This is a genomic window from Actinomadura parmotrematis (assembly GCF_019458805.1).
Taxonomy (GTDB): Bacteria; Actinomycetota; Actinomycetes; order Streptosporangiales; family Streptosporangiaceae; genus Spirillospora; species Spirillospora parmotrematis.
Map to the genome: position 1 here is coordinate 60,982 of NZ_JAIBOA010000019.1, position 22,350 is coordinate 83,331.

Annotated in this window: 29 protein-coding genes and 1 tRNA gene; 15 read left to right on the plus strand and 15 right to left on the minus strand. The window is 71.9% G+C overall.

Annotated features, from left to right (window positions below):
* Positions 1–145: 145 nt before the first annotated feature.
* The 5 genes from K1Y72_RS36645 to K1Y72_RS26225 all read right to left on the minus strand — a co-directional run bounded on the left by K1Y72_RS36645 (position 146) and on the right by K1Y72_RS26225 (position 2,598).
* Entirely contained in the window at positions 146–421 is a 276-nt protein-coding gene (locus K1Y72_RS36645; RefSeq protein WP_308287238.1) for an SDR family oxidoreductase, read from the minus strand.
* Positions 324–788, minus strand: a complete 465-nt coding sequence (locus K1Y72_RS26210; protein ID WP_308287244.1) for an SDR family NAD(P)-dependent oxidoreductase — start codon at positions 786–788, stop codon at positions 324–326. The genes K1Y72_RS36645 and K1Y72_RS26210 overlap by 98 nt, the downstream gene beginning before the upstream one ends.
* Positions 789–790: 2 nt before the next feature.
* Positions 791–1,399, minus strand: a complete 609-nt coding sequence (locus tag K1Y72_RS26215) for a hypothetical protein (RefSeq protein ID WP_220169138.1) — start codon at positions 1,397–1,399, stop codon at positions 791–793.
* 131 nt (positions 1,400–1,530) lie between these two features.
* A complete protein-coding gene (locus K1Y72_RS26220; protein ID WP_220169139.1) occupies positions 1,531–1,713 on the minus strand; it encodes a DUF397 domain-containing protein in 183 nt (60 codons plus the stop codon).
* A gap of 21 nt (positions 1,714–1,734) precedes the next feature.
* Positions 1,735–2,598 carry a helix-turn-helix domain-containing protein gene (locus tag K1Y72_RS26225; protein ID WP_220169140.1) on the minus strand — a complete coding sequence of 288 codons (864 nt, stop codon included), beginning with the start codon at positions 2,596–2,598 and terminating at the stop codon, positions 1,735–1,737.
* Between the two features lie 132 nt (positions 2,599–2,730).
* Here K1Y72_RS26225 and K1Y72_RS26230 point away from each other — a divergent pair, with 132 nt between their 5' ends.
* Positions 2,731–3,000 (plus strand): hypothetical protein, encoded by a 270-nt coding sequence (locus K1Y72_RS26230; protein WP_220169141.1) that lies wholly within the window; start codon positions 2,731–2,733, stop codon positions 2,998–3,000.
* A complete protein-coding gene (locus tag K1Y72_RS26235) occupies positions 2,997–3,401 on the plus strand; it encodes an ATP-binding protein (protein WP_258573778.1) in 405 nt (134 codons plus the stop codon). Before K1Y72_RS26230 ends, K1Y72_RS26235 begins: the two co-directional genes overlap by 4 nt.
* A gap of 300 nt (positions 3,402–3,701) precedes the next feature.
* Here K1Y72_RS26235 and K1Y72_RS26240 read toward each other — a convergent pair whose 3' ends face one another.
* On the minus strand, positions 3,702–4,517 hold the full coding sequence (locus tag K1Y72_RS26240; protein WP_220169143.1) for an HNH endonuclease: 816 nt from the start codon (positions 4,515–4,517) through the stop codon (positions 3,702–3,704).
* A gap of 446 nt (positions 4,518–4,963) precedes the next feature.
* On the opposite strand from K1Y72_RS26240, the gene K1Y72_RS26245 reads away from it, so the two are divergent.
* Both K1Y72_RS26245 and K1Y72_RS26250 read left to right on the plus strand, forming a co-directional pair.
* Positions 4,964–5,821 carry a DUF6551 family protein gene (locus K1Y72_RS26245; RefSeq protein WP_220169144.1) on the plus strand — a complete coding sequence of 286 codons (858 nt, stop codon included), beginning with the start codon at positions 4,964–4,966 and terminating at the stop codon, positions 5,819–5,821.
* A gap of 372 nt (positions 5,822–6,193) precedes the next feature.
* On the plus strand, positions 6,194–6,625 hold the full coding sequence (locus K1Y72_RS26250) for a very short patch repair endonuclease (protein WP_308287239.1): 432 nt from the start codon (positions 6,194–6,196) through the stop codon (positions 6,623–6,625).
* Between the two features lie 3 nt (positions 6,626–6,628).
* Here the strand turns inward: K1Y72_RS26250 and K1Y72_RS26255 are convergent, their stop codons facing one another.
* Positions 6,629–7,261, minus strand: coding sequence for an alpha-ketoglutarate-dependent dioxygenase AlkB (locus K1Y72_RS26255; RefSeq protein ID WP_220169145.1), 633 nt, complete (start codon positions 7,259–7,261; stop codon positions 6,629–6,631).
* 534 nt (positions 7,262–7,795) lie between these two features.
* On the opposite strand from K1Y72_RS26255, the gene K1Y72_RS26260 reads away from it, so the two are divergent.
* Positions 7,796–8,176, plus strand: a complete 381-nt coding sequence (locus K1Y72_RS26260; protein WP_220169146.1) for an STAS domain-containing protein — start codon at positions 7,796–7,798, stop codon at positions 8,174–8,176.
* A 58-nt stretch (positions 8,177–8,234) separates the two neighbouring features.
* On the opposite strand, the gene K1Y72_RS26265 is transcribed toward K1Y72_RS26260, so the two are convergent.
* Complete coding sequence (locus K1Y72_RS26265) at positions 8,235–8,555, minus strand: STAS domain-containing protein (protein WP_220169147.1); 321 nt, start codon at positions 8,553–8,555, stop codon at positions 8,235–8,237.
* A gap of 165 nt (positions 8,556–8,720) precedes the next feature.
* Here K1Y72_RS26265 and K1Y72_RS26270 point away from each other — a divergent pair, with 165 nt between their 5' ends.
* Together K1Y72_RS26270 and K1Y72_RS26275 are read left to right on the plus strand one after the other, a co-directional pair.
* Positions 8,721–9,482 carry an acyl-CoA thioesterase gene (locus tag K1Y72_RS26270; RefSeq protein WP_220169148.1) on the plus strand — a complete coding sequence of 254 codons (762 nt, stop codon included), beginning with the start codon at positions 8,721–8,723 and terminating at the stop codon, positions 9,480–9,482.
* Between the two features lie 119 nt (positions 9,483–9,601).
* The gene (locus K1Y72_RS26275; protein WP_308287240.1) at positions 9,602–10,987 is read left to right on the plus strand and encodes an MFS transporter; all 1,386 of its coding nucleotides are present in this window, start codon (positions 9,602–9,604) and stop codon (positions 10,985–10,987) included.
* 71 nt (positions 10,988–11,058) lie between these two features.
* Here the strand turns inward: K1Y72_RS26275 and K1Y72_RS26280 are convergent.
* Both K1Y72_RS26280 and K1Y72_RS26285 read right to left on the minus strand, forming a co-directional pair.
* Positions 11,059–11,134: transfer RNA gene (locus K1Y72_RS26280), tRNA-Glu, on the minus strand.
* Positions 11,135–11,204: 70 nt separating this feature from the next.
* Positions 11,205–12,728 carry a metallophosphoesterase family protein gene (locus K1Y72_RS26285; RefSeq protein WP_258573781.1) on the minus strand — a complete coding sequence of 508 codons (1,524 nt, stop codon included), beginning with the start codon at positions 12,726–12,728 and terminating at the stop codon, positions 11,205–11,207.
* A 32-nt stretch (positions 12,729–12,760) separates the two neighbouring features.
* Between K1Y72_RS26285 and K1Y72_RS26290 the strand changes: the two genes are divergently transcribed.
* Positions 12,761–13,102 (plus strand): metallopeptidase family protein, encoded by a 342-nt coding sequence (locus tag K1Y72_RS26290; RefSeq protein WP_220169149.1) that lies wholly within the window; start codon positions 12,761–12,763, stop codon positions 13,100–13,102.
* Between the two features lie 137 nt (positions 13,103–13,239).
* On the plus strand, positions 13,240–14,556 hold the full coding sequence (locus K1Y72_RS26295) for an MFS transporter (RefSeq protein ID WP_220169150.1): 1,317 nt from the start codon (positions 13,240–13,242) through the stop codon (positions 14,554–14,556).
* Positions 14,557–14,568: 12 nt separating this feature from the next.
* On the opposite strand, the gene K1Y72_RS26300 is transcribed toward K1Y72_RS26295, so the two are convergent.
* A complete protein-coding gene (locus K1Y72_RS26300) occupies positions 14,569–14,922 on the minus strand; it encodes a PspC domain-containing protein (protein WP_220169151.1) in 354 nt (117 codons plus the stop codon).
* Between the two features lie 122 nt (positions 14,923–15,044).
* On the opposite strand from K1Y72_RS26300, the gene K1Y72_RS26305 reads away from it, so the two are divergent.
* The 3 genes from K1Y72_RS26305 (at position 15,045) to K1Y72_RS26315 (ending at position 17,647) form a co-directional block, all read left to right on the plus strand.
* Entirely contained in the window at positions 15,045–16,196 is a 1,152-nt protein-coding gene (locus K1Y72_RS26305) for an acyl-CoA dehydrogenase family protein (RefSeq protein ID WP_220169152.1), read from the plus strand.
* A gap of 73 nt (positions 16,197–16,269) precedes the next feature.
* Positions 16,270–16,500, plus strand: a complete 231-nt coding sequence (locus K1Y72_RS26310) for a hypothetical protein (protein WP_220169153.1) — start codon at positions 16,270–16,272, stop codon at positions 16,498–16,500.
* Between the two features lie 127 nt (positions 16,501–16,627).
* Positions 16,628–17,647 carry an aspartate-semialdehyde dehydrogenase gene (locus tag K1Y72_RS26315; protein ID WP_220169154.1) on the plus strand — a complete coding sequence of 340 codons (1,020 nt, stop codon included), beginning with the start codon at positions 16,628–16,630 and terminating at the stop codon, positions 17,645–17,647.
* A gap of 20 nt (positions 17,648–17,667) precedes the next feature.
* Here K1Y72_RS26315 and K1Y72_RS26320 read toward each other — a convergent pair whose 3' ends face one another.
* Together K1Y72_RS26320 and K1Y72_RS26325 are read right to left on the minus strand one after the other, a co-directional pair.
* The gene (locus K1Y72_RS26320; RefSeq protein ID WP_220169155.1) at positions 17,668–17,895 is read right to left on the minus strand and encodes a DUF2277 domain-containing protein; all 228 of its coding nucleotides are present in this window, start codon (positions 17,893–17,895) and stop codon (positions 17,668–17,670) included.
* A 52-nt stretch (positions 17,896–17,947) separates the two neighbouring features.
* Positions 17,948–18,976: an alpha/beta hydrolase-fold protein gene (locus tag K1Y72_RS26325; RefSeq protein WP_220169156.1), complete on the minus strand. Its 1,029-nt coding sequence runs from the start codon at positions 18,974–18,976 to the stop codon at positions 17,948–17,950.
* A gap of 88 nt (positions 18,977–19,064) precedes the next feature.
* Between K1Y72_RS26325 and K1Y72_RS26330 the strand changes: the two genes are divergently transcribed.
* Positions 19,065–19,766, plus strand: coding sequence for an isocitrate lyase/PEP mutase family protein (locus tag K1Y72_RS26330; protein ID WP_220169157.1), 702 nt, complete (start codon positions 19,065–19,067; stop codon positions 19,764–19,766).
* Here the strand turns inward: K1Y72_RS26330 and K1Y72_RS26335 are convergent.
* The gene (locus tag K1Y72_RS26335) at positions 19,750–19,953 is read right to left on the minus strand and encodes a hypothetical protein (RefSeq protein WP_220169158.1); all 204 of its coding nucleotides are present in this window, start codon (positions 19,951–19,953) and stop codon (positions 19,750–19,752) included. The two genes, K1Y72_RS26330 and K1Y72_RS26335, sit on opposite strands and share 17 nt — an antisense overlap.
* Positions 19,950–20,636, minus strand: a complete 687-nt coding sequence (locus K1Y72_RS26340; protein WP_220169159.1) for a 3'-5' exonuclease — start codon at positions 20,634–20,636, stop codon at positions 19,950–19,952. Before K1Y72_RS26340 ends, K1Y72_RS26335 begins: the two co-directional genes overlap by 4 nt.
* A gap of 87 nt (positions 20,637–20,723) precedes the next feature.
* On the opposite strand from K1Y72_RS26340, the gene K1Y72_RS26345 reads away from it, so the two are divergent.
* Complete coding sequence (locus K1Y72_RS26345) at positions 20,724–21,872, plus strand: methyltransferase (protein ID WP_258573786.1); 1,149 nt, start codon at positions 20,724–20,726, stop codon at positions 21,870–21,872.
* A gap of 60 nt (positions 21,873–21,932) precedes the next feature.
* Positions 21,933–22,343, plus strand: a complete 411-nt coding sequence (locus K1Y72_RS26350) for an STAS domain-containing protein (protein WP_220169161.1) — start codon at positions 21,933–21,935, stop codon at positions 22,341–22,343.
* Positions 22,344–22,350: the final 7 nt, after the last annotated feature.

The following is a 22,350-nucleotide window of genomic DNA, read 5'->3' on the forward strand; positions in this document are numbered from 1 at the left end:
AGTTCTCCAAGCCGTGGTTAAGGATCATGCCGGAGGGCAATGATGGAGTCGCGGAGAGTAATGCACGGCCCACCGCACCCGGGAGACCGGACCGTCCGCCGACCCCCGGAACCGGCGCTCTCGGCGCGGTGGGCCGTTTCCGCGCTCACGGCCAGGCCAGCGGGCGCCCGTCCCGGAAGAAACCGCCGGTCGGCCCGCCGTCCGGCAACGTCGCCGCCCACACCACGCCCGCCGCGCCCTCCGCGACCGGACGCCCGCCCGCGCCGCCCATGTCGGTCGCGACCCAGCCGGGACACACCGCGTTGACGAGCATCCCGTCCAGCTCAGCGGCCAGCATCCGTGTCAGGGCGTTCAGCCCGATCTTCGACAGCGTGTAGGCGGGCGTGCTCCCCGACGGCGCCACCTCGCTCGACACGTTCACGATCCGCGGATGCGCGCTGCGGCAGCACGGCCTGCACCAGCCGCCATGGCCCGTACAGGTTCGTCTCGGCGGCGCCGCGCACCACGTCCAGATCGGCCGTCGCCGTCCGCTGCCACGTGTCGTAGGTGATGGCGGCGTTGTTCACGAGCACGTCCAGCCGCCCGTACCGGCTTTCCACCTCGTCCGCGACCCGCCGGGCGTCCGCGTCCGACGTCACGTCCAGCACCACCGGCACGGCACCGACCTCCCGCGCCGCCTCCGCGGCCTTCTCCGGCGCCCGCGCGCCGAGCAGCACCTCGTCACCGCGCGCCACGAGCTGCCGGCACACCTCCCGCCCGATACCCCGGTTGCCGCCGCTCACCAGCACGATCAACCGGACGCCGCCAGCAGGATGATCACCAGGAACAGGACGACCGGGATGAACAGCCCGATGACGGCCGTGGGCCGTGCCAGCAGCCGCGGCCCGGGATCCATCGGCTGCCGCCCCCCGCCGGCCGGCGGCGCCAGGTGCGCGACCTTCCCCCGCCGGAACAGGTTGATCAGCACCGTGATCGGCGTGATCACGAACGAGGCGTACCCGTACCAGCCCTGGATCAGCGTGTCGGCCGTCAGCCGCCGGAACGTCGCCATCCCGCAGTCGCGGCAGAACGGCCCCTCCAGATGCCGGAACGACATCACCACGATCATCCCGCGATGCGCCCGGAACGTCGCCTTGGCCGCCGGCCCGCTCCCGCAGAACCGGCACACGAGATTCCCGGCCTGCCCGTACCCGACCTGCTGGTAGGGCTGCTGCGGCGCATACTCCTGCGGCTGCCCGTACCCGGGCTGCTGCTGATACCCGTACGGCTGCTGCGGCGGGGGCTGGTGCCCGTAAGGCTGCTGTTGCTGCTGCGGATGCCCCGGATAGGGCTGAGGTTGCTGCGGCGCCGCATACCCCTGCGGCGGCCACTGCGCTTCTGGCGAGGGGGGATAAGTCATCGCGCAACCCTGACAGAACCCCCAAGCCCCCGCCAGGGAGTTCCCCCACCGTTCAAGTCCGCATCCGGTCGCCGAAAACCACTCCGCTCAGAGCAAGATTTCACAGTCCCCAGCGCCAGCAGGCGCTATACCTACGGCCGCTGTTCGTCCAGCAAAGCGATCCAAGCGGTCGGCGAAGCTGCAAGCCTCGCCCCATCTGGATCCTTGGAGTCGCGCACCAGGATCCTGCCGTCCGAGACGGCGACCTCCACGCAATCACCGCCCTCACCGCTGTGGCTGCTCTTCATCCACAAGAGGTCTTCCCGCGTTGCCATGGCCTGCCTCCTCGCCTGAGTTCACCGATACGAATCGATCATCCTCGTGAGGTGAGTGTCCGTCTCCTCGGGGGAAAGCGCCAGAGCGGTCAGATGGCCGAACATCAGCGTGTAGCGGCGCACCTCGTCCTCGGCCTCAAGCGCGAGCCCGCTGGTGGCCTGCTCCAGGTAGATGACGCCGGCGTCTTGCGGATCTGGAAATTCCAGCATGTAGAAGGGGCCTTCCAGAGCTGGATGGGCGCCCGCTGCGTAGGGCAGCAGTTGAAGCGTCACGTTCGGCAGGCGAGCTTGCTCGACGAGCTTTTCCAGCTGTTCCCGCATCACTGTTGGCCCGCCGACCTGACGGTGCACGAGCGCCTCATCCAAGACGGCCCATAAGCGGAGAGGGTCCCTTCCGGTCAAACGCTGCTGCCTACTTTGCCGAAGCTGCACCTTGGCCTCCAGGCCCTCCGGATCCTCGTTCATGCGGATGCCGCGGATGGCAGCCCGGCTGTAGTCCTCCGTCTGCAGGAGTCCTGGGACATAGAGGGATTGATAGGTCTGGACAGCGGCGGCCTCGGATTCGAGTCCGACGTACAGCCCGAATCCGTCCTTCAGCATGTCGCGGTGAGCGTGCCACCAGCCGCGTTGCTTGGCCTCCTTGGCGAGCTTCTGCAGAGCTCCCCGCCTGTCGCCTGAGACGCCGTAGATCTCCAAGAGCACGCGCAGATCGCCTTGCCGAGGCACTCGATCGCCGGTCTCCCACCGTCCCACCGTGGCCGCGTTGAAGGCGCCGTCTGAAAGATCGGCGACGCGCTGCAAGGTGTGACCGGCCTCCTGGCGGAGCCGATGCAGCTCGATCCGCAGCCGCCGGGCGCGAACTGTCGGACTCACGTGACCAGACATAACGCTCCTTTGTCCCGTAAGCACCCTTACGGAGACATCTTTTTGGAGATTCTCCAGAAACCGCTTGCCATTTGGATGGCTCCAATGGACGCTGACAGCGTGCCACAGAATCGCTCCATTGCGTGATCGGAAGTGGTGAAGATGATGGAACCGCCTCGAAGGCTGCTGCTCTTGGTGGGCCTCGCCGCTCGCCTGACCGAGCGGCAACGGACCTGCGCGATCGCGATCCCGCACATCGGCGGCCCCGTCCTGTACGTCTACCGCCTCGACGGGCGACGGCTGAGCGTACTGGCGATGCCACAGAACGCTCGATGGTGGTTCATGTGGGGGCGCTATCGCTCCAGCCCGGCCGAGGAACTCGAAGCGACGGCCCGCATCCTCGCCGAGGAGACGGCAGGATGAAGCTCCCCACCCTTGTCGCCACGCTCTCTCTCCAGGGGAAGCCGGAGAGCGTCCCTGCCGCCCGCCGCTGGTTCCGCGCAACACTCGGCCCCGACCACCCAGCCGCCGACGACGTCGAGCTGGCCGGCTGCGAGCTGGTCACCAACGCCCTGCTTCACAGCGAATCAGGCCACGGCGGTCACATCGCCCTGATCCTGGACGCCGACGAGAACCGCGTCCGCGTCCACGTCACCGACGACGGCACCGCCACCGAACCCCGAGCAGGCAACGTCACCATGTGCGCCGAGTCCGGCCGCGGCCTCCTCATGGTTGAAGCCCTCACCCACGACTGGGGCACCCACCACCAAGCCGACGGCCGCACCACCTGGTTCGAGATCAGCCTTCCGGGACTGGGTGGATGAACAGGTCGTGATGCGCGGCAGGGCCAGGGAAAGACCCACCGACCGTAAGGCGGTACCAAGCCGCTGAGCGTGCTTGGGGTAACCGCACTGGCTCACACCACTACCTCACCAAGATGGTTCGGACGGTGTCGGCGGACGCTCAACGCCGACACCGCCCTGGACTCCGCCCAGGTCACCCCGGCATCGACGCGCTGTCCGCTGCCTACGCCTGGCCTGCAAAGGCGGACCGGGCGTAGGAGGCAGTGGTGACCTTCACGAACCAGCACCGTTTCAGCGGACGTGTCTTCTGATCGGCCTCATTTAGGGGTGCTGCTTTGCTGCGGCAACGACTTCGCGAAGTTCCGCGACGGTAGGCCAGGTTCCACTCTTCTTGAGACGGCGATGGCTCATCTTGTGACAGTTGGCGCAGAGAAGCGCGAGATCCTCCAAGCGGGTTTCCGTCTCACCAGACTCGTGGAGAGGGGTGGTGTGATGGATCTCGACGTAGCCGGAACCGTGCTGACCGTAGAACGTGGAGAAGTTGAAATCACAGACCTCGCACGCTAGCGACGACCCAGACGTTAGAACTTTCCGGATTTTCGCCGCTCGCAGCTTCGGGTTGCGTTCCCTGTGCAGACGTATCCGCTCGATGAGGCGCCCTTCGCTGGCTGAGATATCGGGCTCGTCCACCGCGGGTCTGGAGATACTTTGGAGCAGTTCGGGGTCTCCCGAGAAGATGGCTTCTCGAACGGTGTCCGCAGCAGCAAGCATCGCTTCGGGCCGCCGGATGAACTCCTCGACTACTTCACGGGTAAGGCTGCCGCCCTTGGTGGTCTTGCCTGGATAATCGGGGTGCGCGGTCGCCAGATCGGCGGTCTTCCGCTGCACGCTGCTATCGCTGCGGAAATTTTCTCCCCGGATTTCCGGTGGATGAATCGGCAGCGCCTGAAGCAGGTCTGACAGTTCTATCGCCCGCTGGTCCGTCCGCTTCACTTCGCGCCACCCGTTCCGGTACACAAGCGCGCAGGCGAGAATCAGCTCATCCCACGTCCATGGAGGTTGGCGCAGGCCCTCACCTTCGCTCTGCCCGTGAGGGCTCGACAGCGGAGGCGTCCTGGCGTCATCGGAAACCGACATGATCCAATAGTGCCCGAATGTTGCCGCTTTGCGCGAGGGTCCGGAGTGGCGGGAGACGCTGCGGCGTCCAGCTGGCCCTCACCCGAGCAGTGGCTATGACCGTGTCGAGGACTGGGTAAGGGTGTCGATGTCGCAGCGGCGCTGTCCAGGGATGGAGGCTCGTTGGACGATCCGACAGTCCCGCGTGCTCAATCCTGCCGCTCGGCGCTGGATCAATTGGTCTGTCACGCTGTCGGCGTTCCGGTGCTGGATCACTTGTCACGTCTCGGATCGATGGTCATGGATGAGGTCAAACTGATGGATTCTGGAGTGAATCGATCAATCTTGTCCTCCTGCGACTGGTTGCTCTGTAGCCTCATGTTCACTGCGTCGCCGTCTCCGCCCTAGGAGCTGACGCGTGTCACCGTCGCCCCCACTGGGGTGCTGACACACGAGGAGAGAAGTCCATGTCCGACAAGGGCTACAGCTACGCCATCCCGGACCACCAGATCGAGTACCCCAAGATAGACCCGAGGTCTATCAAGTTCGATCCTCGCGCTCAGCGCAACCTCAACAAGGCGCGTGCGCGGACGATCGCCGAGAAGCTGGTTCCTTCCGCGCTCGGAACACCAATCCTTTCGCAGCGTGCCGACGGCCTGTACGCCGTTGACGGTATGCACCGCGTCTATGCCTGTCAGCTCGTCCTGGCCGGCGAGGTCGAGGTCCCGGAACAGGTCCGCGAAGCCGTTCAGATGATCTCCTGCGAGGTCCACTTCGGTCTGTCGATGGCCAACGAGGCGTCGCTGTTCATCATCAAGAACAAGGAGTCCTCGAAGGTCGGGCCGAACGACGAGTTCAGGATCGGTGTACTGGCAGGGCACCCGCTCTTCGTGGACACCAACGCGGTGCTGGAGAAGCACCAGCTCAAGGTCGGCAGTCGCACCACCAACGGAGTGCGGGGCATCAAGGGGATCCTGAGTATTGTCGAGGAGCATGGTCCCGAGGTTCTGGACCAGTCACTTTCCATCGCCGAGGAAGCGTGGGGCCGTACTCCCGACACCTGGCACTCCGTCACCATCGGGGGCATCGCCAACGTGATCTCCAGTCACCCTGATGTGGTCAAACCGCAGGAGCTGGCTCAGAAGCTCAAGCGTCAAGGTGACCCCTTGTCGTTCAAGGCCAAGATTCAGACCATCGCCACCAACAACAACACAAGGGCGGACGGTACCCGGGGTCGTCTCAAGGCCGCTCACCTGGCGGTTGCTTCGGCCTGGAATTCCAACCGACGGGTCAATCGGATTCCTGTCCCGAACATCTTCGAGTAGCCCTTCGGGCGTGATGAAAAAAATTCTCTTCTGATCGCCATGATGTTGCGGTAACTGGCTCACCTGAGATCGCTCTTCATGGTGAACTCGGCAGTTCAGGGCAGATCGCATTGCGATTATGCGGCTAGTGATGCCTCTGGCGTGGATAGTGAGGGTCGGAATCCCTTGCTGCTGCCAGGGGCTTCGCTGTTGATGGAATTGTGTCTTCCGGGTCCCGGCCCGCCTGCTCCAAGCCGATCGCCTGGCCGCCGGCGCCGGCGCAGATCTCAAGACTGGTGAAGCGCGTCATCGCCCACTCCTCGATCTTGGGTCTGCTGGAGATTATCCGCGTACGGGGCGTTCGTCGGTGGGGACTTTCCGTACGGTTGGGGCGTGAGCGTCGAGCGGCCGGTGGGCGCGTCCAGTGAGGGTGTGCGGAAGAGCATGCAGAGCAACAAGTCACGGGACACCAAGCCGGAGATGGCGCTTCGGCGGGCGGTGCATGCGATGGGGTTGCGCTATCGGGTGTCGGCGCGGCCGTTGCCGCAGCTGAGGCGGACGGCGGATCTCGTGTTCGGCAAGGCCAAGGTCGCCGTTTTCGTGGATGGGTGCTTCTGGCACGGGTGTCCTGAGCATCACACCAAGGCGGCCACGAACGCCGGGTACTGGTCGGACAAGGTCGTTCGGAACCGGGAGCGGGACGCCGACACGAACGAGCGGCTGGCCGAGGCGGGGTGGGCGGTGCTGCGCTTCTGGGAGCACGAGGATCCGGTGAAGGCCGCCGCGGTCGTGGCGGAGAAGGTGCGGGAGCGACGGCGGGGGTGAGGGTCAGCGGACGTTGTGGGGGCGGTATTGGATGCTGATTCGGGGGCTTTGGGGGCGGGCGGACTTCGGGATGGCGTGTTCCCAGGTGCGTTGGCAGGTGCCGCCCATGACGAGGAGGTCGCCGTGGCCCAGGTCGAAGCGGCGGGTGGGGGAGTCGCCGGCGCGGGGGCGCAGGAGGAGGGGGCGGGGGGTGCCGAGGGAGACGATGGCGATCATCGTGTCCTCGGTGGCGCCGCGGCCGGTCTGGTCGCCGTGCCAGGCGACGCTGTCGCGGTGGTCGCGGTAGAGGCAGAGGCCCGCGGTGGTGAAGGGCTCGCCTAGCTCGAGGGCGTAGTGCTCGGTGAGGGCGTCGCGGGCGGCGGTGAGGAGGGGGTCGGGGAGCGGGTCGTGTTCGCGGTAGAAGGCGAGCAGGCGGGGGACGTCGACGACGCGGTCGTACATGCGGCGGGAGCCGGCGTGCCAGGGGACGGCGTCGAGGAGGCGCTCGAAGAGCGGGTCCGCGCCGGCGATCCAGGACGGGCGCAGGTCGATCCAGGCGCCGTGGGGCAGGTGGGTGCGGCGGACGGTGCCGGCGAGCGGGGTGAGCGTCGGGGTGTCGGCGGTGTCCAGGAGTGATGCTTGGAAGGCGCCTGTCATGGGGCCAGGATAGTTGATCGTCGAACGTTTGTTCGGTGTGGTTGCGGGGTGTTCATCTGGTGGATGGTGTGGCTTGGTGGTGAGAGTGGGGTGCCTGGGGGAGGGTGGAGTGTGGCCGGGGTGCTTCAGGGGTGGGGCGCTCGCCTGGTCGGACGGTCGCGGAACCGCTGTCGCCGAGGATGGGGAAGTGTGGCGGCGGTGCCGCGATCGGCGGAAGGGGCCGCCGTGGGCGGGGGATGGATGCAGCCCCGGGTGATGGCCGGTGTGGCGGTTTCGGCAGTATGTGAGTAAAAGGTAACAGTACGTATCGCGGGAGAGGTGTACAGTCGGGTTCGCCGAGGCGACCGCGGAAGGACGACGAGAGTCCGCGCGGCCCTGGCGACCAGACTTTCGGTCCCGCGTGGGACCACGGACGAGCCGCCCGGCCCCGCCCCCCGCGGGCCGGTGGGCGATCGCCGGACGTGCGGCCCGGCTCGCGGCGAGCGGCCCCGTCCGGACGGCAGCCGCCGCCTGAACCTCCCGATCGGAGACACTATGCATCCCGGCAGCATCGCCGAGGACCGCGTCACCATGACCGTGCGCCATCTTCCCGACCATACGATCATCGCGCTGAGCGGCGAGCTGGACCTCGCGTCCACCGCCGCGCTGCGCGAGAAGATGCTGGTCGCGCTGAACCGCGCCGGCGCGCCCGTCGTCATCGACCTGTCCGCCGTGACGTTCTGCGACGCCGCGGGCCTCGCCCTGCTGGTCGGCATCCGCCGCCGGGCGCGCGGCAGCCGGCTCGGCCTGACGCTCGCCGCGCCGCGCCCGCCGGTCCGCAAGCTGCTCCGCATCACCGGCCTCGACCGCGCGTTCACCGTCCACGAGTCGCTCGCGCAGGCGCGCGGCGCGCTGGACCGGCCGACGCTGCTCTGAGCGGGGCGTCCCGCCAGGCCGTCCTCCCGGAACGGAGAGGGCGGCCTTTTCACGTGGGTCAGCGCGCGCCGAGCAGCTCGGCGAGGCCGGTGATCTCCATCAGTTCGGTGAGCAGCGGCGAGGTGCGGACGACGACGAGCTCGCCGCCCGCCTCGTGCATGCGTTTCCAGAGCCGGACGATCGCGTTGAGGCCGATCGAGTCGCAGAACTCCAATCCCCCGAGGTCGAGCAGCATGCGCCCCGGGCCCGTCTCGGGGCCGAGGCGGTCGGTGAGGCGGTCGGCGTTGCCGTAGTCGAGTTCACCGGCGACGGTCGCGAGCACCTGGCCTTCGGCGAGGTGCTCGACCCCGACGGTCAGCGTTCCGTCCGGCGGCGTCATCTGGACTCCATCATCGTGCCGCGCCACTACCCCGCGAGAGGCGGGCGAACCCTGCGGGGGAGCGGGCGGCCGCGGGGCCGGTTCCCGTAGAGTGGGTTTGTTTTTCCAACCTTGCCGATGGGGGCGTTCTCCGTGACTTCTGTTCTGCCGTCTTCACCTGGGCGGATGCTTGCCGCGGCCGGGGAGGGGCATGTCGTTCCCGATGGCCGGTTCGCGGGGTTCGGCGGCCTGCACGGCGGCCTCGTGCTCGCGCTCGCCACGGTCGCGATGCAGCGGCGGGTGCCGGACGCCCGGTTGAGGAGCGCGTCGGCGCGGCTGTACCGAGGCGTCGATCGTCCTTTCGGGCTTTCCGTGGAAGTGCGGCGGGCGGGGCGCATCGCGATGCTCGCCGCTGGATTGGCGGCCGGTGGCGAGCCGCTGGCGGACGCTTCGGCGGTCTTCTCGGTGCCGCGTGGGGGTGCGCATCCGCCGGTGGCTCCGCCGGCGCCCGCGGCGCCGCCGCCTGGGGAGTGCGAGGTTTTCGTCGTGCCGCCGGAGTTCGTGCCGATCTCGGCGTTCTGGGAGGTCCGGCCCGTCGGCCCGAACCGGCCGTTCGCGGGCGGCGCCGAGCCGGAGCTGACGGCGTGGGTGCGGCTGACCGAGGACGACGCGCCGCCCGACGCGCACCGCCTGGTGCTGCTCATGGACGCGCTCGCCCCCGCCTACGCCGCGATCCTGCCCGGCCTGGCGCAGGTGCCGACGCTGGAGTACGCGGTCCGGCCGGCGGAGGCGCTGGCGGGCGCGTCCTCGCCGTGGGTGCTGCTGCGCGCTCGTGCCGGCGGGGCGGACGCGAGCGGGTGGAACGAGGAGGTCATCGACGCCTGGGGGCCGGACGGGGCCCACCTCGGGACGGCGCATCAGCTCCGGTTGGCGCGCTCGGTGGGCTGACGGCCGGGGGGTGCCGGGTTGTCCTGGGAGGGGCGGGGTTGTTACGGTCGCGCAGTGGGTTGGGTTTTCCAACTCGCTGGAAGGGCGGAGCGGGCAGTGGAGGACGTGCGTTGAGCGGTGTGAGCAGTCGGGCGGGTGTCCCCGCCGGGCCGGTGGTGGCGCGGGTCAGGCCGGGGGCGGTGTTCGCCGTCGTGGCGGCGGGGGTGGCGATGTCCAACCTGGACATGTTCATCGTGAACGTCGCGCTGCCCGACATCGGCCGCCAGTACGCGGGGGCGTCCCTGTCGGAGCTGTCGTGGGTGCTCAGCGCCTACGCGGTGGTGTTCGCGGCGCTGCTGGTCCCGGCGGGCGGCCTCGCCGACCGGGTCGGCGCGCGCCGCGCTTACCTGGCCGGGCTGGGGGTGTTCACCGCCGCCTCCACGCTCTGCGCCGTGGCGCCCGGCGTGTGGACGCTGGTCGCGGCGCGCGTCGTCCAGGCGGCGGGGACGGCGCTGCTGATCCCCGCGTCGCTCGGCCTGCTGCTCGCGGCGGCGCCGCCGGACGGGCGGACGGCGGCGGTGCGCCGGTGGGCCGCGATCGGCGGGCCCGCGGCGGCGCTCGGCCCGGTCGTGGGCGGGCTGCTCACCCAGTTCGACTGGCGCTGGGTGTTCCTGGTCAACGTGCCGATCGGGCTGGCCGCGCTGGTCGGCGGCGCCGTCGTGCTGCCGCGCCCGCCGGCGCGCCCGGACGGGCCGTGGCCGGACCTGCCCGGCGCGGCGCTGCTCACGGCGGGGACGGCCGCGCTGATGCTCGGCGTCGTCAAGGGCGGCGACTGGGGCTGGACGGCGCCGCGGACGCTCGGCGCGCTCGCGGCGACGGCCGTCCTGCTCGCGCTGTTCGCGCGGCGGAACCTGCGCGCCCCGGCGCCGCTGCTGCCGCCCGCGCTGCTCCGGCTGCCGGGGTTCGGCCCGGCGCTGCTCGCCAACCTGCTGTTCGCGGTCGCGTTCGCCGCGATGCTGCTGTCGGCGGTGCTGTGGTGCCAGGAGACGTGGCACTGGTCGGCGCTCCGCACCGGCCTGGCGATCGCGCCGGGACCGCTGATGGTGCCCGGCCTCGCGATCGGCGCGGCGCCGATCGCCAGGCGCGCCGGTGCGGGCCGGCTCGCCTTCGCGGGATGCGTGGCCTTCGCCGCCGGCATCGGCTGGTGGGCGCTCTGGGCGGAGGACGGCTACGCGGCGGGGATGCTGCCCGGGATGCTGCTGACGGGCGTCGGCGTCGGCCTGGCGCTGCCCACGCTGATCGGCGCGGGCCTGGCGGCGGTGCCGCCGCAGGCCTTCTCGACCGGCTCGGCGGCCGTCACGATGGCCCGCCAGGTGGGGACGGGGCTCGGTGTCGCGATGCTCGTCGCCGTCCTCGGCGCGGACGGCGCGTTCGACGCCGGCTGGCTGTGGACGCTCGCCGTCACGGCGGCCGCCGCCGCGTCCTGCCTCCTGCTGACCCGCCGCGCCGGCCGGCCCTCGGGGTAGAAGAGGAGCGGGCGTCGGGAAGGGCTCGCGGGCGGGGGCGTCCTGGACGGCCGGGACGGTGATCGTGCTGGTGGTACCCCCTACCGGATTCGAACCGGCGCTACCGCCTTGAAAGGGCGGCGTCCTAGGCCGCTAGACGAAGGGGGCCCGTGGCGGTGGGCAGTCCACCACCGATGCCGTCCAGCATAGAGGACAACCAGATGGGACGCGCAAACGGTTACGGGGCGCGGGTCGCGGGCGGGGTCGCGGGCCGGGTCGCGGGCGTGGTGGACGGCGCGGCGGGCGCCGGGGCGGGGCTCGGCGGGGCCGGCGGGGTGATCGGGCGGTCCGGCTTGGGCTCCAGGTGGCGCTCGATCTGGGCGGTGGTGAGGCCGAGGCCGCCGAGGCGCAGGTCGTCCCAGCCCTGGAGGCGGTGGGTGATGCGGTTGAAGTACAGGACCGACAGCTCGATCGGCGTCGGCTCCTCGTGCTCCAGGCCGCGGAGGCCCGCGCCGCCGGTGGAGCCCTGGACGAACAGCCGCGAGCCCGACGGCAGCAGCTCGGTGGAGCGCTGGTGGGTGTGCCCGGCGAGCAGCAGGGGCGCGAGGCCGGTGAAGGAGCGGGTCTCGTTCGGGTCGTGGACGGCGATGATGTCGGGCGGCGTCGTGGTCGGGCGCAGTTTCGCGGCGAGGGCGGAGCCGGTCGCGGCCATCTGCTGCGGGGTGACGTAGTCGTCGCCGGTCTTCTTGTCGGGCGTGTAGCGGGGGTCGCCGGCGCCGTAGATGCGCAGGCCGTCGACGGTCTTCATGGCGTCGTCGAGGACGATCGCGTTCTTCTGGCGGGCGACGGCGGCCTGCGTGCCGCGCGAGTCGTGGTTGCCGCGGACGTAGACGTAGGGCGCCCCGATCTTGGAGATGTCGGCGGCGAACTTGTCCTCGGCCTTGGTGCCGTGGTCCATCAGGTCGCCGGTGTCGATGACCAGGTCCACCTTGAACTGGGTGACGACCTGCTTGATCACGTTCCACGCGGCCGGGTTCAGGTGGATGTCGGACACGTGCAGGACGCGCAACGTCGCCGGGTCGGGCTCGTAGGTCGGCAGCGTCGAGGCGGCCGCGTACAGCTGGGAGATGTTGCCGACGAGGTGGGCGAGCTGCGCGCGGTAGGCGGTGAAGCGGTCGACGACGTTGCGGCTGTCGCCGACGACCTGCGGCGCGTTGGCGAGCAGGCCCGTGTAGCGGGGCTCGGCGAGGGAGTTCGTGTTGAAGGTGAGCCAGCCCGTCAGCAGGACGAGGACGAGCGCGCCCGCCGCCGTCCCCATCGACGCGAGGGCCCGCCGCCAGGACCGGAAGACGACCAGGCCCGCCAGGAACGCCGCGACGAGCGCGACGACGGCGGCGCGGATCATCATCTTCACCACGCCGCGCCAGATCTGCTCGGCGATCCGGTCGGTGAGCTCGTCCGTGTCCCCGGCGTTCTCGACGAGCTTGGTGGCGGGCTTCAGGTGCAGCTCGGCGACCTGCGCGCGGATGCGGATCGGCCCGGCGTGGGTGTCGAGGTCCAGCGCGCCGAGGGGCGGGATCTGCAGCTGGGTGCCGCCCGTCCAGGACGGCCGGAGCGACAGGTCGACGTCGGTCGGCCCGGCCGGCGTGTGCACGCGCCCGCCCGCGAGCAGCCCGGCGAGGCCGCCGAGGAGCCCGACGGCGACCACCGCCAGGACGCGGCAGGCGAGCAGCGCGCGCGGGCCGGTGAGCCGGTCGAGCAAGGTTCCTCCAGGGGATCGCGCAGAATGGACGGATGATCGAGATGTCGCGGGAGGACTTCGAGGACCTGGTGGGGCAGGCCCTCGACACCATCCCGACCGAGCTGACCGACCACATGCGCAACGTCGTCGTCCAGGTGGAGGACCACGCGCCCGAGCCCGGCCTGCTCGGCCTCTACCAAGGCGTACCCCTCACCGAGCGCGGCGACTGGTACGCGGGCGTCCTGCCCGATCAGATCTCGATCTACCGCGACCAGATCCTGACGATCTGTGACTCTCGCGATCAGGTCGTGGAGGAGGTCCGCATCACGGTCGTGCACGAGATCGCCCATCACTTCGGCATCGACGACGAGCGGTTGCACACGCTCGGGTACTGACCGGGTCCGGCCGGGGCGCCGAAAGTGCGTCCCCGGTCATGTCTTCCACCGAATGGGCACGGTAGGTCACATAACTGCAACGCAGCGTGAGTTAATAGGAGGGGTGCCCGAACCGGACACACGGACTTGGAGCGCGCGTGGCGGGAAGGCAGAGCGGCCGGCACCGGCGGCCGCCGGAGGCGCAGGCCACCTATCGCGAGGTGTTCGCGGTGGGGGAGTTCCGCGCGCTCTGGCTGGCGCAGGCGCTGTCGTTCGTCGGCGACCAGCTCGCGCAGCTCGCGCTCGCCGTCCTCGTCTACTCCCGCACCGGGTCGGCGCTGCTCACCGCGCTCACCTACGCGCTGACCTACCTGCCGCCGATCGTCGGCGGGCCGGTGCTGTCGGGCCTCGCCGACCTGTTCCCGCGCCGCACCGTCATGATCGTGTGCGATGTGGCGCGGGCCGTGCTGGTCGCGCTGATCGCCGTCGCGGCGCCGCCGTTCTGGGCGCTCTGCGCGATCGTGTTCCTCACCGTGCTGCTCGGCGCGCCGTTCACCGCGGCGCGCGCCGCGATCCTGCCGGACGTGCTGGCCGGCGACCGGTACGTGGCCGGCGCGGCGATCAACAACATCACCCACCAGGCCACCCAGATGCTCGGCTTCGTCGCCGGCGGCGCGATCGTCACGCTGGTCGGCGAGTACGAGGCGCTCGCGCTGGACGCGGCGACCTTCGGGCTGTCGGCGGTGATCCTGGCGGTCGGGCTGCGCGGCCGGCCGGCGCCGAAGAAGCGCGACGACGCCTCGCTCGGCCTCTGGCGCGGCACCCGCGACGGCGCCCGGCTCGTCTTCGGCGACCCGCTGCTGCGGTCGCTGGTCCTGTTCGCCTGGCTCTGCGCCTTCTACGTGATCCCCGAGGGGCTCGCCGCGCCCTACGCGGCCTCGTTCGACGACGGGCCGGTCACCGTCGGGCTGCTCATGTCGGCGATGCCGACGGGCATGGTGCTCGGCGCGTTCCTGTTCAGCCGGTTCGTGCGGCCGACGAACCGGATGCGGGCGATGGGCTGGATGGCGATGCTGGCCTGCGCGCCCCTCATCGTCGCGGGCGTGCACCCGCCGCTCTGGGCGATCGTCGCGCTGTGGGCGCTGTCGGGGATCGGCAGCGCCTACCAGCTCGCGGCGAACGCCGCGTTCGTCGCGGCGGTGCCCGCGGCGGGGCGCGCGCAGGCGTTCGGCCTCGCCCAGTCGGGCATCCTCGCCGGCCAGGGGCTCGGCATCCTCGCGGCGGGCGCCGTCGCGCAGGTGCTCGGGCCCGAGACGGCGGTGGCGCTCGCGGGCGCGCTCGGCCTGTCGGCGGCGGCGACGCTGACGCTCAACTGGAACCAGGTCCGCGGCGAGGTGATCGCCCGGATGCGCGGGCGCGAGCCGGCGCCCGCGCCCGAGCCGGTCCCGGCCGCCGACGCCGAGATCGCCTCCTGACCGCCCGCCGGGTCAGCGCGCCTGCCGGTCCTTGTTCAGCGAGTCCTTGGCCTTCTGGACGGCGTCCTGGACGCGCGGGTCGGCATTGGCCTTGCGGAACAGGTCCTCGCCGACGGACGTCGCGGCGCCCTCCTCGGGCAGCAGCAGCCAGGCGGCGGCGTACAGCAGCGCGCCCGCGCCGCCGAACAGCGTGAACGCGGCGAGGCCGAGGCGGACGAGGTTCGGGTCGACGCCGAAGTAGCGGCCGGCGCCGGAGCAGACGCCGGCGAGCATGCGGCCGTCGCGGGTGCGGACGAGCCGGCGGTCGGCGGGGGGCGGGGTGTCGGCGGGCGGCGGGGCGGCGGTGGTGTCCTTGTCGAAGTCCATGTCTCGATGATGCCCCGCCGGAGAGTCGAGTTATATCGGGAATCCCCCCGAATCGACCCTGAGACGGCCCCGGAGGTCCCCGGGGCTACCCTGGCGGCGGGACCGCGGGAGGGGATCGCATCATGGACGTGCTGCGCGTGGACGACCGGCTCACCGGCGAGGAGCGGCTGGTCCGCGACACGGTGCGCGCGTTCGCCGCCGAGAAGGTGGAGCCGCACGTCGCGGGCTGGTTCGAGGACGGCACCTTCCCCGCCCGCGAGCTCGCGCCCGAACTCGGCAGGCTGGGCCTGCTCGGCATGCACCTCCAGGGTTACGGCTGCGCCGGGACGAGCGCGGTCGCCTACGGCGTCGCGTGCCGGGAGCTGGAGGCGACCGACTCGGGGCTCCGCAGCTTCGTGTCGGTGCAGGGCTCGCTCGCGATGGCCGCGATCCACAAGTTCGGGTCCGAGGAGCAGAAGAGCGAGTGGCTGCCGCGGATGGCGGCGGGCGAGGCCATCGGCTGCTTCGGGCTCACCGAGCCCGACCGCGGCTCCGACCCCGGCGACATGCTGACCCGCGCCCGCCGCGACGGCTCCGACTGGGTGCTGGACGGCGCCAAGATGTGGATCACCAACGGGTCGGTCGCCGACGTCGCCGTCGTGTGGGCCCGGACCGACGAGGGCATCCGCGGGTTCGTCGTGCCCGCCGGGACGCCCGGGTTCGGCGCCGCCGACATCCACCGCAAGATCTCGCTGCGCGCGTCGGTGACGTCCGAGCTGACCCTCGACGGCGTCCGGCTGCCCGCGGGCGCGGTGCTGCCGGGGGTGACCGGCCTGAAGGGGCCGCTGAGCTGCCTGTCGGAGGCGCGCTACGGCATCCTGTGGGGCGCGGTCGGCGCCGCCCGCGCCTGCTACGCGGCCGCGGTGGACTACGCGACCACCCGCGAGCAGTTCGGGCGGCCGATCGGCGGGTTCCAGCTCACCCAGGAGAAGCTCGCCCGGATGGAGATCGCCGTCGGGCAGGCGGGGCTCGTCGCGCTCCAGGTGGGGCGGCTGAAGGACGAGGGGGCGGTCACGCCGCAGCAGGTGTCGTTCGGCAAGGTCGCCAACGTCCGCGCGGCGATCGACGTCGCCCGGCAGGCCCGGACGATCCTCGGCGCCAACGGGATCACCCTGGAGTACCCGGTGATCCGGCACATGAACAACCTGGAGAGCGTCCTCACCTACGAGGGAACCGAGGAGATCCACCTCCTCACGCTCGGGAAGGCGATCACGGGCCTGGACGCCTTCCGCTGACGGCCGTTCCGTCACTCAGGGTGACGGAACGGTGCGGCGGGTAGGACGGAGAGTGACTCGGGGGGAGCGTCACATGTCCGTCGTTCAGATCGTGCTGCTGGTGGCCGGGGCGCTACTGGTGGCGTTCCTGCTCGTCCTGCTCGTCGGCGTCGTCCTCGCCAAGGCGAAGGTGGGGCCGTTCCGGTTCGGCGACGGCGACCTGGAGACCGTCCGCGACGCCGCGACCCACGACGCCGACGCGGTCCAGTCCGACGACCGCTTCTTCCGCACCGACGGGCCCGGCAGCCGCGGCGACGGCACGTGAGCGCGGACGGGACATGGGTGTAGCAGCGCTTAAGGTCGTGCGTAAGGGTTATTGACTGGACGTGCGTCCGGTGACCTGGGCAGACTTCCGTCTGCCCAGGTCACACGTTTTTGCGCGGAGGAGCGGCATGAGAATCGGGATCGTCGGGGCCACCGGTCAGGTCGGCGGGGTGTTGCGCGCGATCCTCGCCGAGCGGGGATTCCCGGTGGAGGAGCTGCGGCTGTTCGCCTCGGCGCGCTCGGCCGGGCGGACGCTGCCGTGGGACGGCGGCGAGGTGACCGTGGAGGACGCCGCCGCGGCCGACTACCGCGGCCTCGACATCGTGATCTTCTCGGCGGGCAAGACCACCTCCCTGGAGCTGGCGCCGAAGGTCGCGGCGGCCGGCGCCGTCGTCATCGACAACTCCTCGGGCTGGCGGATGGACCCGGACGTGCCGCTGGTCGTCTCCGAGGTCAACCCGCACGCGGCGCGGCAGCGCCCGAAGGGCATCATCGCCAACCCCAACTGCACGACGATGGCCGCGATGCCGGTGCTGCGCCCCCTGCACGAGGAGGCCGGGCTGGAGGCGCTCGTCGTGGCGACCTACCAGGCCGTGTCGGGCAGCGGCCTCGCGGGCGTCGCCGAGCTGGAGGGGCAGGCGTCCGCCGTCGCCGCGGGCGCCGGGAGGCTGGCCTTCGACGGGTCGGCCGTCGCGTTCCCCGACCCGAAGGTCTACGTCGCGCCGATCGCGTTCAACGTGCTGCCGCTGGCCGGGTCGATCGTGGACGACGGGCGCGCCGAGACCGACGAGGAGCAGAAGCTCCGCAACGAGTCCCGCAAGATCCTGGACATCCCGGACCTGAAGGTGTCGGGCACCTGCGTGCGCGTCCCGGTGTTCACCGGCCACTCGCTGCAGATCAACGCCCGGTTCGCGCGGCCGGTCTCCCCCGAGCGGGCGTACGAGCTGCTCGGCGGCGCCCCCGGCGTGGTGCTCGCCGACGTCCCGACGCCGCTGCGGGCCGCCGGGCAGGATCCGACCTACGTCGGGCGCATCCGCCGCGACGAGACCGTGGACAACGGCCTCGCGCTGTTCGCCTCGGGCGACAACCTGCGCAAGGGCGCGGCGCTCAACGCCGTCCAGATCGCCGAGCTCGTCGCCGCCGAATAAGGGACGGCCGCCCCGCGCGGCTAGGCGCGCGGGGCGGCCGGTCCGCCGCGCACCTCCAGGGCGTCCAGCAGCGCGGCGGTGCTCGCCGCGATCTCGGCGACGGCGCGCTCGAACGCCTCGGCGTTGCGGGCGGCGGGCGCGCGGAAGCCGGAGATCTTGCGGACGTACTGGAGGGCGGCGGCGCGCACGTCGTCGCCGGTCACCTCGTCGGCGAACGGGGGCCTCAGGGTCTTGATGCTGCGGCACATGGCCCCAGTGTGACCCCCGCCACCGACAGAACGGCGCGGCGGCCGCCGGAGGTCACTCGCCGATGCGCTCGCACAGCCACGCGAGGGCCAGCGGGTAGCGGTAGTCGATGCCGCCGTGGGCCGCGTTGAAGATCTCGAAGTGCACCCGGTCGGCGGGGACGCCCGCGTCGAGGACGGCGCGGTGGAAGGCCGCCGCGCCGACGTCGAGGTACCACTCGTCTCGGTTGCCGCCGTCGATCCAGATCGCCCGCTGGGCGCCGAGCGCCTCGGCGTGCCCGGCGGCCATCCGGACCGGGTCGACGTCCAGCCAGCGCCGCCAGACGTCCTCGCGGACCACGCCGGTCTCCGGGTCGAACGGCAGGACGGGCGTGCCGTCGGGGTCCGCCGAGTAGCAGGCGGTGTAGGCGTACAGCTCCAGCAGGTCCATGTCCTCGGGCTTGGTGAAGGACGTGCGGGAGGTGAAGTCGCTCCACCAGGCGGCGATGTCGCCGTCCCAGGACCGCAGGTGCCGGACGGCCTGCGGGAACCCGGGCTGGTAGGCGTACTCGAACAGGGCGTCGCCGGCGTGGGTGGCGAGCGCGCCGAACAGGTCGGGCCGCAGCATCGGCGTGATCATCGCGCCGTAGCCGCCGCTGGACTTGCCGCTGATCGCCCGGTGCCGCGGCGCGTCGAGCGTCCGGTAGCGGGCGTCGACCCACGGGACGACCTCGTCGCACAGGTAGGAGTGGTAGGCGCCGGTGCCGGGCGAGTCCAGGTACTGGCTGCCGCCGTAGGACGTCCAGGCGTCCACGAACACCACGATCGCCGGGGGCGCCTCGCCGCTCGCGAAGACCGCGTCGGCGGTCTCGGGGAAGGTCCGGCGGAACGGCGCGCGCTGCCGCCAGATGTAGGCGGTGCCGGTGAACCCGGTGATCACGTAGACGGACGGGTAGCGGCGGCCGGGATCGGCGTCGTAGCCGGGCGGGGTGTAGACGAGGACGGGCCGCTCGTGCGGGTCCCCGAGCGGGTTGCCGCGCAGCAGCGCGCTGTCGATCGTGTGCTCTTCCAGGCGTCCCGCGAGGTCGGCGGACCAGGGCAGCATGCAGACTCCTTCGTACGATGCCTGCCGCCAGTCCACCACGCCCCTCCCGGTGGTCCGGACGAGGGGGGCGGGCGGTAGAAACGGTGCCATGACCGACTACGCCGCGCTGCGCGCGCTGCACCGCCCCGGCGATCCGGTGGTGCTGGCCAACGTCTGGGACGCCGGGAGCGCCCGGGTCGTCGAGGAGGCGGGCCATCCGGCGGTCGCGACCGCCTCGGCGGCGATCTCGGCGATGCTCGGGTACCCCGACGGCGAGGGTGCGCCCGCCGGCGAGATGTTCGCGGCCGCCGCCCGCGTCGTCCGCGCCGTCTCGGTGCCCGTGACGGTGGACGCCGAGGCGGGGTACGGGCTCGCGCCCGGCGCGCTCGCCGAGCGGCTGCGCGCGATCGGCGCCGCCGGGCTGAACCTGGAGGACAGCCGCGGCGGGACGCTCGTGGACGCCGCCGAGCAGGCCGCCTACCTCGCGGCCCTGCGCGCCGCCGACCCCGACCTGGTCATCAACGCCCGCGTGGACGTCTACGCCGCCGGGAACGGCGACCTGGCCGAGGCGGTCGAGCGCGGCCGCCGCTACCGGGACGCGGGCGCCGACTGCGTCTACCCGATCCTGGTGACGGACGAGGCGGCGATCTCCGCGCTGGTGGAGGCGCTCGGCGCCGTCAACGTCCTCTGCCTGCCGGGGATGACGGTGCCGGGCCTCGCCGCGCTCGGCGTGGCCCGGATCTCGTTCGGCCCGGCGTTCTACCGGCGGGCGCTGGACGGGCTGCGCGAGGCCGTCACCGCGCTGCGCTGATGCCGGCGCGGATCTCGTCGGCGCCGAGCGGGCCGTCCGCCGCGAGCTCCTCCGGGGTGCGGCCCGCGCGGACGGCGTCGGCGTAGGCGACGAGCAGGTCGGCGCGGGCGGCGCCCGCCTCCTCGGCGGCCTGGCGGTAGCGGGTGACGGCGAGCTGGACCTTGGCGTCGGCCTCATCGGGGTTCATGGCCGGGGCCCTACCCCGCGCCGCGCCGCGCTCACCTGCCGGGGGCGGGACGGCCGCTGCGGGACGCGCGGCGAGGGCCAGGCGGCGGCCTCGGCGGCGCGGGCGAGCTTGTCGCTCCACGGCAGCGGGCGCGGCGCGTTGCGCAGGTAGTGGCGGAACAGGCGGGCGGTGGCGCGGGCGTCGTCGAGGGCGGCGTGCGCGTTGTCCAGGGGGATGCCGACGGCGGCGCAGCAGTCGGCGAGCTTGCGGACGCCCGGCGGCAGGAACGTCCCGGCGAGCCGCTGCGTGCAGAGCGTCTCGGGCGCCCAGGCGCCGGCGCCGAGCGCGCCCGCCTCCGCGCGCAGGAAGCGCATGTCGAAGGACGCGTTGTGCGCCACGATGATCCGCCCGGCGAGCCGCCCGCCGATCTCGCCGGCCAGCTCCCGGAACGTCGGCGCGCCGCGCACCATCGCCGGGGTGATGCCGTGCACCCAGTCGGCGCCGACGGGGCCGCGCGGGTCCAGCAGGCTGTCCCACTCTTCGACGATCTCCCCGGCGGCGTCCAGCAGCACGATCGCGATCTCCAGCATCGCGTCGCCGCGGGCCGGCGAGAAGCCGCTCGTCTCGGTGTCGAGGACGGCGTAGACGGCCGCGCCGCCGGGCTTGCGGAGCGCGTCGAGGGCGAGCAGGGCGTCGTTGGTCATCGGGGCGCTTTCCGGAGGCGGTGGTGGGCTGCGCGGAGCGTCCAAGCCTAGCGGCGCGGGCGTTAACCTGGGCGGACGATGGAGCGCATGGCGACGCCCTGGGGCGAACCGGAGCTCGGCCGCTTCCCCGAGGACCCGCGCGACCGCCTGCGCGCCTGGGACGCCGCCGACGAGTACCTGCTGCGGCACCTGGCGGACGAGGGCGTCGACCTGTCCGGCGCGGTCGTCGTGGTCGGCGACCGGTGGGGCGCGCTGGCGACGGCGCTCGCGCGGCACGCGCCCGTCCAGATCTCGGACTCCTTCCTCGCGCAGGCGGCGACCCGCGCGAACCTGGAGCGCAACGGGGCGCCCGGCGCCGTCCGGCTGCTGACGACGCGGGACGCGCCGCCCGTCCGCGCGGACGTGCTGCTGGTGCGCGTCCCGAAGAGCCTGGCGCTGCTGGAGGACCAGCTGCACCGGCTGGCGCCCGCCGTCCACCCGGGCACGGTGGTCGTGGGCGCCGGGATGGTCAAGGAGATCCACACCTCGACGCTGCGGCTGTTCGAGGAGGTCCTCGGGCCGACCCGCACGTCCCTGGCGGTCCGCAAGGCCCGGCTGATCTTCTGCGCGCCCGATCCGGCGCTGCGCCCGCCGCCGGACCCGTGGCCGCTCACCTACCGGCTGCCGGAGGGCATCGGCGCGATGTCGGGGCGGCCGGTCGTCAACCACGCGGGCGTGTTCTGCGCCGACCGCCTGGACATCGGCACCCGCTTCCTGCTGGAGAACCTGCCGGACGCCTCCCGGTTCGCGCGGATCGCCGATCTCGGCTGCGGCAACGGCGTCGTCGGCACCGCCGCCGCCCTCGCCGCGCCGGACGCCGAGGTGCTGTTCCTGGACGAGTCGTTCCAGGCGGTCGCGTCCGCCGAGGCCACCTACCGCGCGAACGCCTCGGACGGCGCCTCGGGCAAGGCGGAGTTCCGGGCGGGCGACGCGATGGCGGCGGTGCCGCCCGGCTCGCTCGACCTGGTGCTGAACAACCCGCCCTTCCACTCCCACCAGGCGACGACCGACGCGGCGGCGCTGCGCATGTTCGCCGGCGCCCGCGACGCGCTCGCGCCCGGCGGCGAGCTGTGGGTCGTCGGCAACCGGCACCTCGGCTACCACGTGCGGCTGCGCCGCCTGTTCGGCGGCTGCACCGTCGCCGCGTCGCACCCGAAGTTCGTCCTGCTGCGCGCGGTGAAGCGGGCGCGCGGCTGACGGGGGCGCCGACCTCGCTCACCTGGGGGCGGACGGCCCCGCGACGGGATAGCCTGCCGCGTGGCGGTGCGGACGGCCGAGGAGATGATCGTGGACGTGCTCTGGGAGCGCAAGGACGGGCCGCTGGACGTCCGGCTGGTCCGGCGGACCGGCTGGCGGGTCGTCGTGGCGGCGGGCGAGATCGACATGTCCTGCGCGCCGCTGCTGCTGCAGGCCGTCGAGCAGGCGCTCGGCCTGGACGCCGCGGAGGGCGAGGACGGCCCGCGCGTCGCGATCGACCTCCAGGACGTGCGGTTCTGCGACTCGCTCGGCATCAACTCGCTGGTGCGCTCCTGGCGGCGGGTGCGCGGCGAGGGCGGGACGCTGGTGCTCGCCCAGCCGAACGAGTCGATGCGGCACATGCTGCACATCACCGGGCTGGACCAGCACCTCACGGTCGTCGAGACGCTGCCCGGGGACGGGACCGGCTGATCCCCCC

Excerpts from the sequence above, each read along its gene's own strand:
- K1Y72_RS26215 (WP_220169138.1), bottom strand. The coding sequence starts at position 1,399 with ATGACTTATCCCCCCTCGCCAGAAGCGCAGTGGCCGCCGCAGGGGTAT.
- K1Y72_RS26220 (WP_220169139.1), bottom strand. The coding sequence starts at position 1,713 with ATGGCAACGCGGGAAGACCTCTTGTGGATGAAGAGCAGCCACAGCGGT.
- K1Y72_RS26225 (WP_220169140.1), bottom strand. The coding sequence starts at position 2,598 with ATGTCTGGTCACGTGAGTCCGACAGTTCGCGCCCGGCGGCTGCGGATC.
- K1Y72_RS26235 (WP_258573778.1), top strand. The coding sequence starts at position 2,997 with ATGAAGCTCCCCACCCTTGTCGCCACGCTCTCTCTCCAGGGGAAGCCG.
- K1Y72_RS26240 (WP_220169143.1), bottom strand. The coding sequence starts at position 4,517 with ATGTCGGTTTCCGATGACGCCAGGACGCCTCCGCTGTCGAGCCCTCAC.
- K1Y72_RS26245 (WP_220169144.1), top strand. The coding sequence starts at position 4,964 with ATGTCCGACAAGGGCTACAGCTACGCCATCCCGGACCACCAGATCGAG.
- K1Y72_RS26255 (WP_220169145.1), bottom strand. The coding sequence starts at position 7,261 with ATGACAGGCGCCTTCCAAGCATCACTCCTGGACACCGCCGACACCCCG.
- K1Y72_RS26260 (WP_220169146.1), top strand. The coding sequence starts at position 7,796 with ATGCATCCCGGCAGCATCGCCGAGGACCGCGTCACCATGACCGTGCGC.
- K1Y72_RS26265 (WP_220169147.1), bottom strand. The coding sequence starts at position 8,555 with ATGACGCCGCCGGACGGAACGCTGACCGTCGGGGTCGAGCACCTCGCC.
- K1Y72_RS26270 (WP_220169148.1), top strand. The coding sequence starts at position 8,721 with ATGCTTGCCGCGGCCGGGGAGGGGCATGTCGTTCCCGATGGCCGGTTC.
- K1Y72_RS26290 (WP_220169149.1), top strand. The coding sequence starts at position 12,761 with ATGATCGAGATGTCGCGGGAGGACTTCGAGGACCTGGTGGGGCAGGCC.
- K1Y72_RS26300 (WP_220169151.1), bottom strand. The coding sequence starts at position 14,922 with ATGGACTTCGACAAGGACACCACCGCCGCCCCGCCGCCCGCCGACACC.
- K1Y72_RS26305 (WP_220169152.1), top strand. The coding sequence starts at position 15,045 with ATGGACGTGCTGCGCGTGGACGACCGGCTCACCGGCGAGGAGCGGCTG.
- K1Y72_RS26310 (WP_220169153.1), top strand. The coding sequence starts at position 16,270 with ATGTCCGTCGTTCAGATCGTGCTGCTGGTGGCCGGGGCGCTACTGGTG.
- K1Y72_RS26315 (WP_220169154.1), top strand. The coding sequence starts at position 16,628 with ATGAGAATCGGGATCGTCGGGGCCACCGGTCAGGTCGGCGGGGTGTTG.
- K1Y72_RS26320 (WP_220169155.1), bottom strand. The coding sequence starts at position 17,895 with ATGTGCCGCAGCATCAAGACCCTGAGGCCCCCGTTCGCCGACGAGGTG.
- K1Y72_RS26325 (WP_220169156.1), bottom strand. The coding sequence starts at position 18,976 with ATGCTGCCCTGGTCCGCCGACCTCGCGGGACGCCTGGAAGAGCACACG.
- K1Y72_RS26330 (WP_220169157.1), top strand. The coding sequence starts at position 19,065 with ATGACCGACTACGCCGCGCTGCGCGCGCTGCACCGCCCCGGCGATCCG.
- K1Y72_RS26335 (WP_220169158.1), bottom strand. The coding sequence starts at position 19,953 with ATGAACCCCGATGAGGCCGACGCCAAGGTCCAGCTCGCCGTCACCCGC.
- K1Y72_RS26340 (WP_220169159.1), bottom strand. The coding sequence starts at position 20,636 with ATGACCAACGACGCCCTGCTCGCCCTCGACGCGCTCCGCAAGCCCGGC.
- K1Y72_RS26345 (WP_258573786.1), top strand. The coding sequence starts at position 20,724 with ATGGCGACGCCCTGGGGCGAACCGGAGCTCGGCCGCTTCCCCGAGGAC.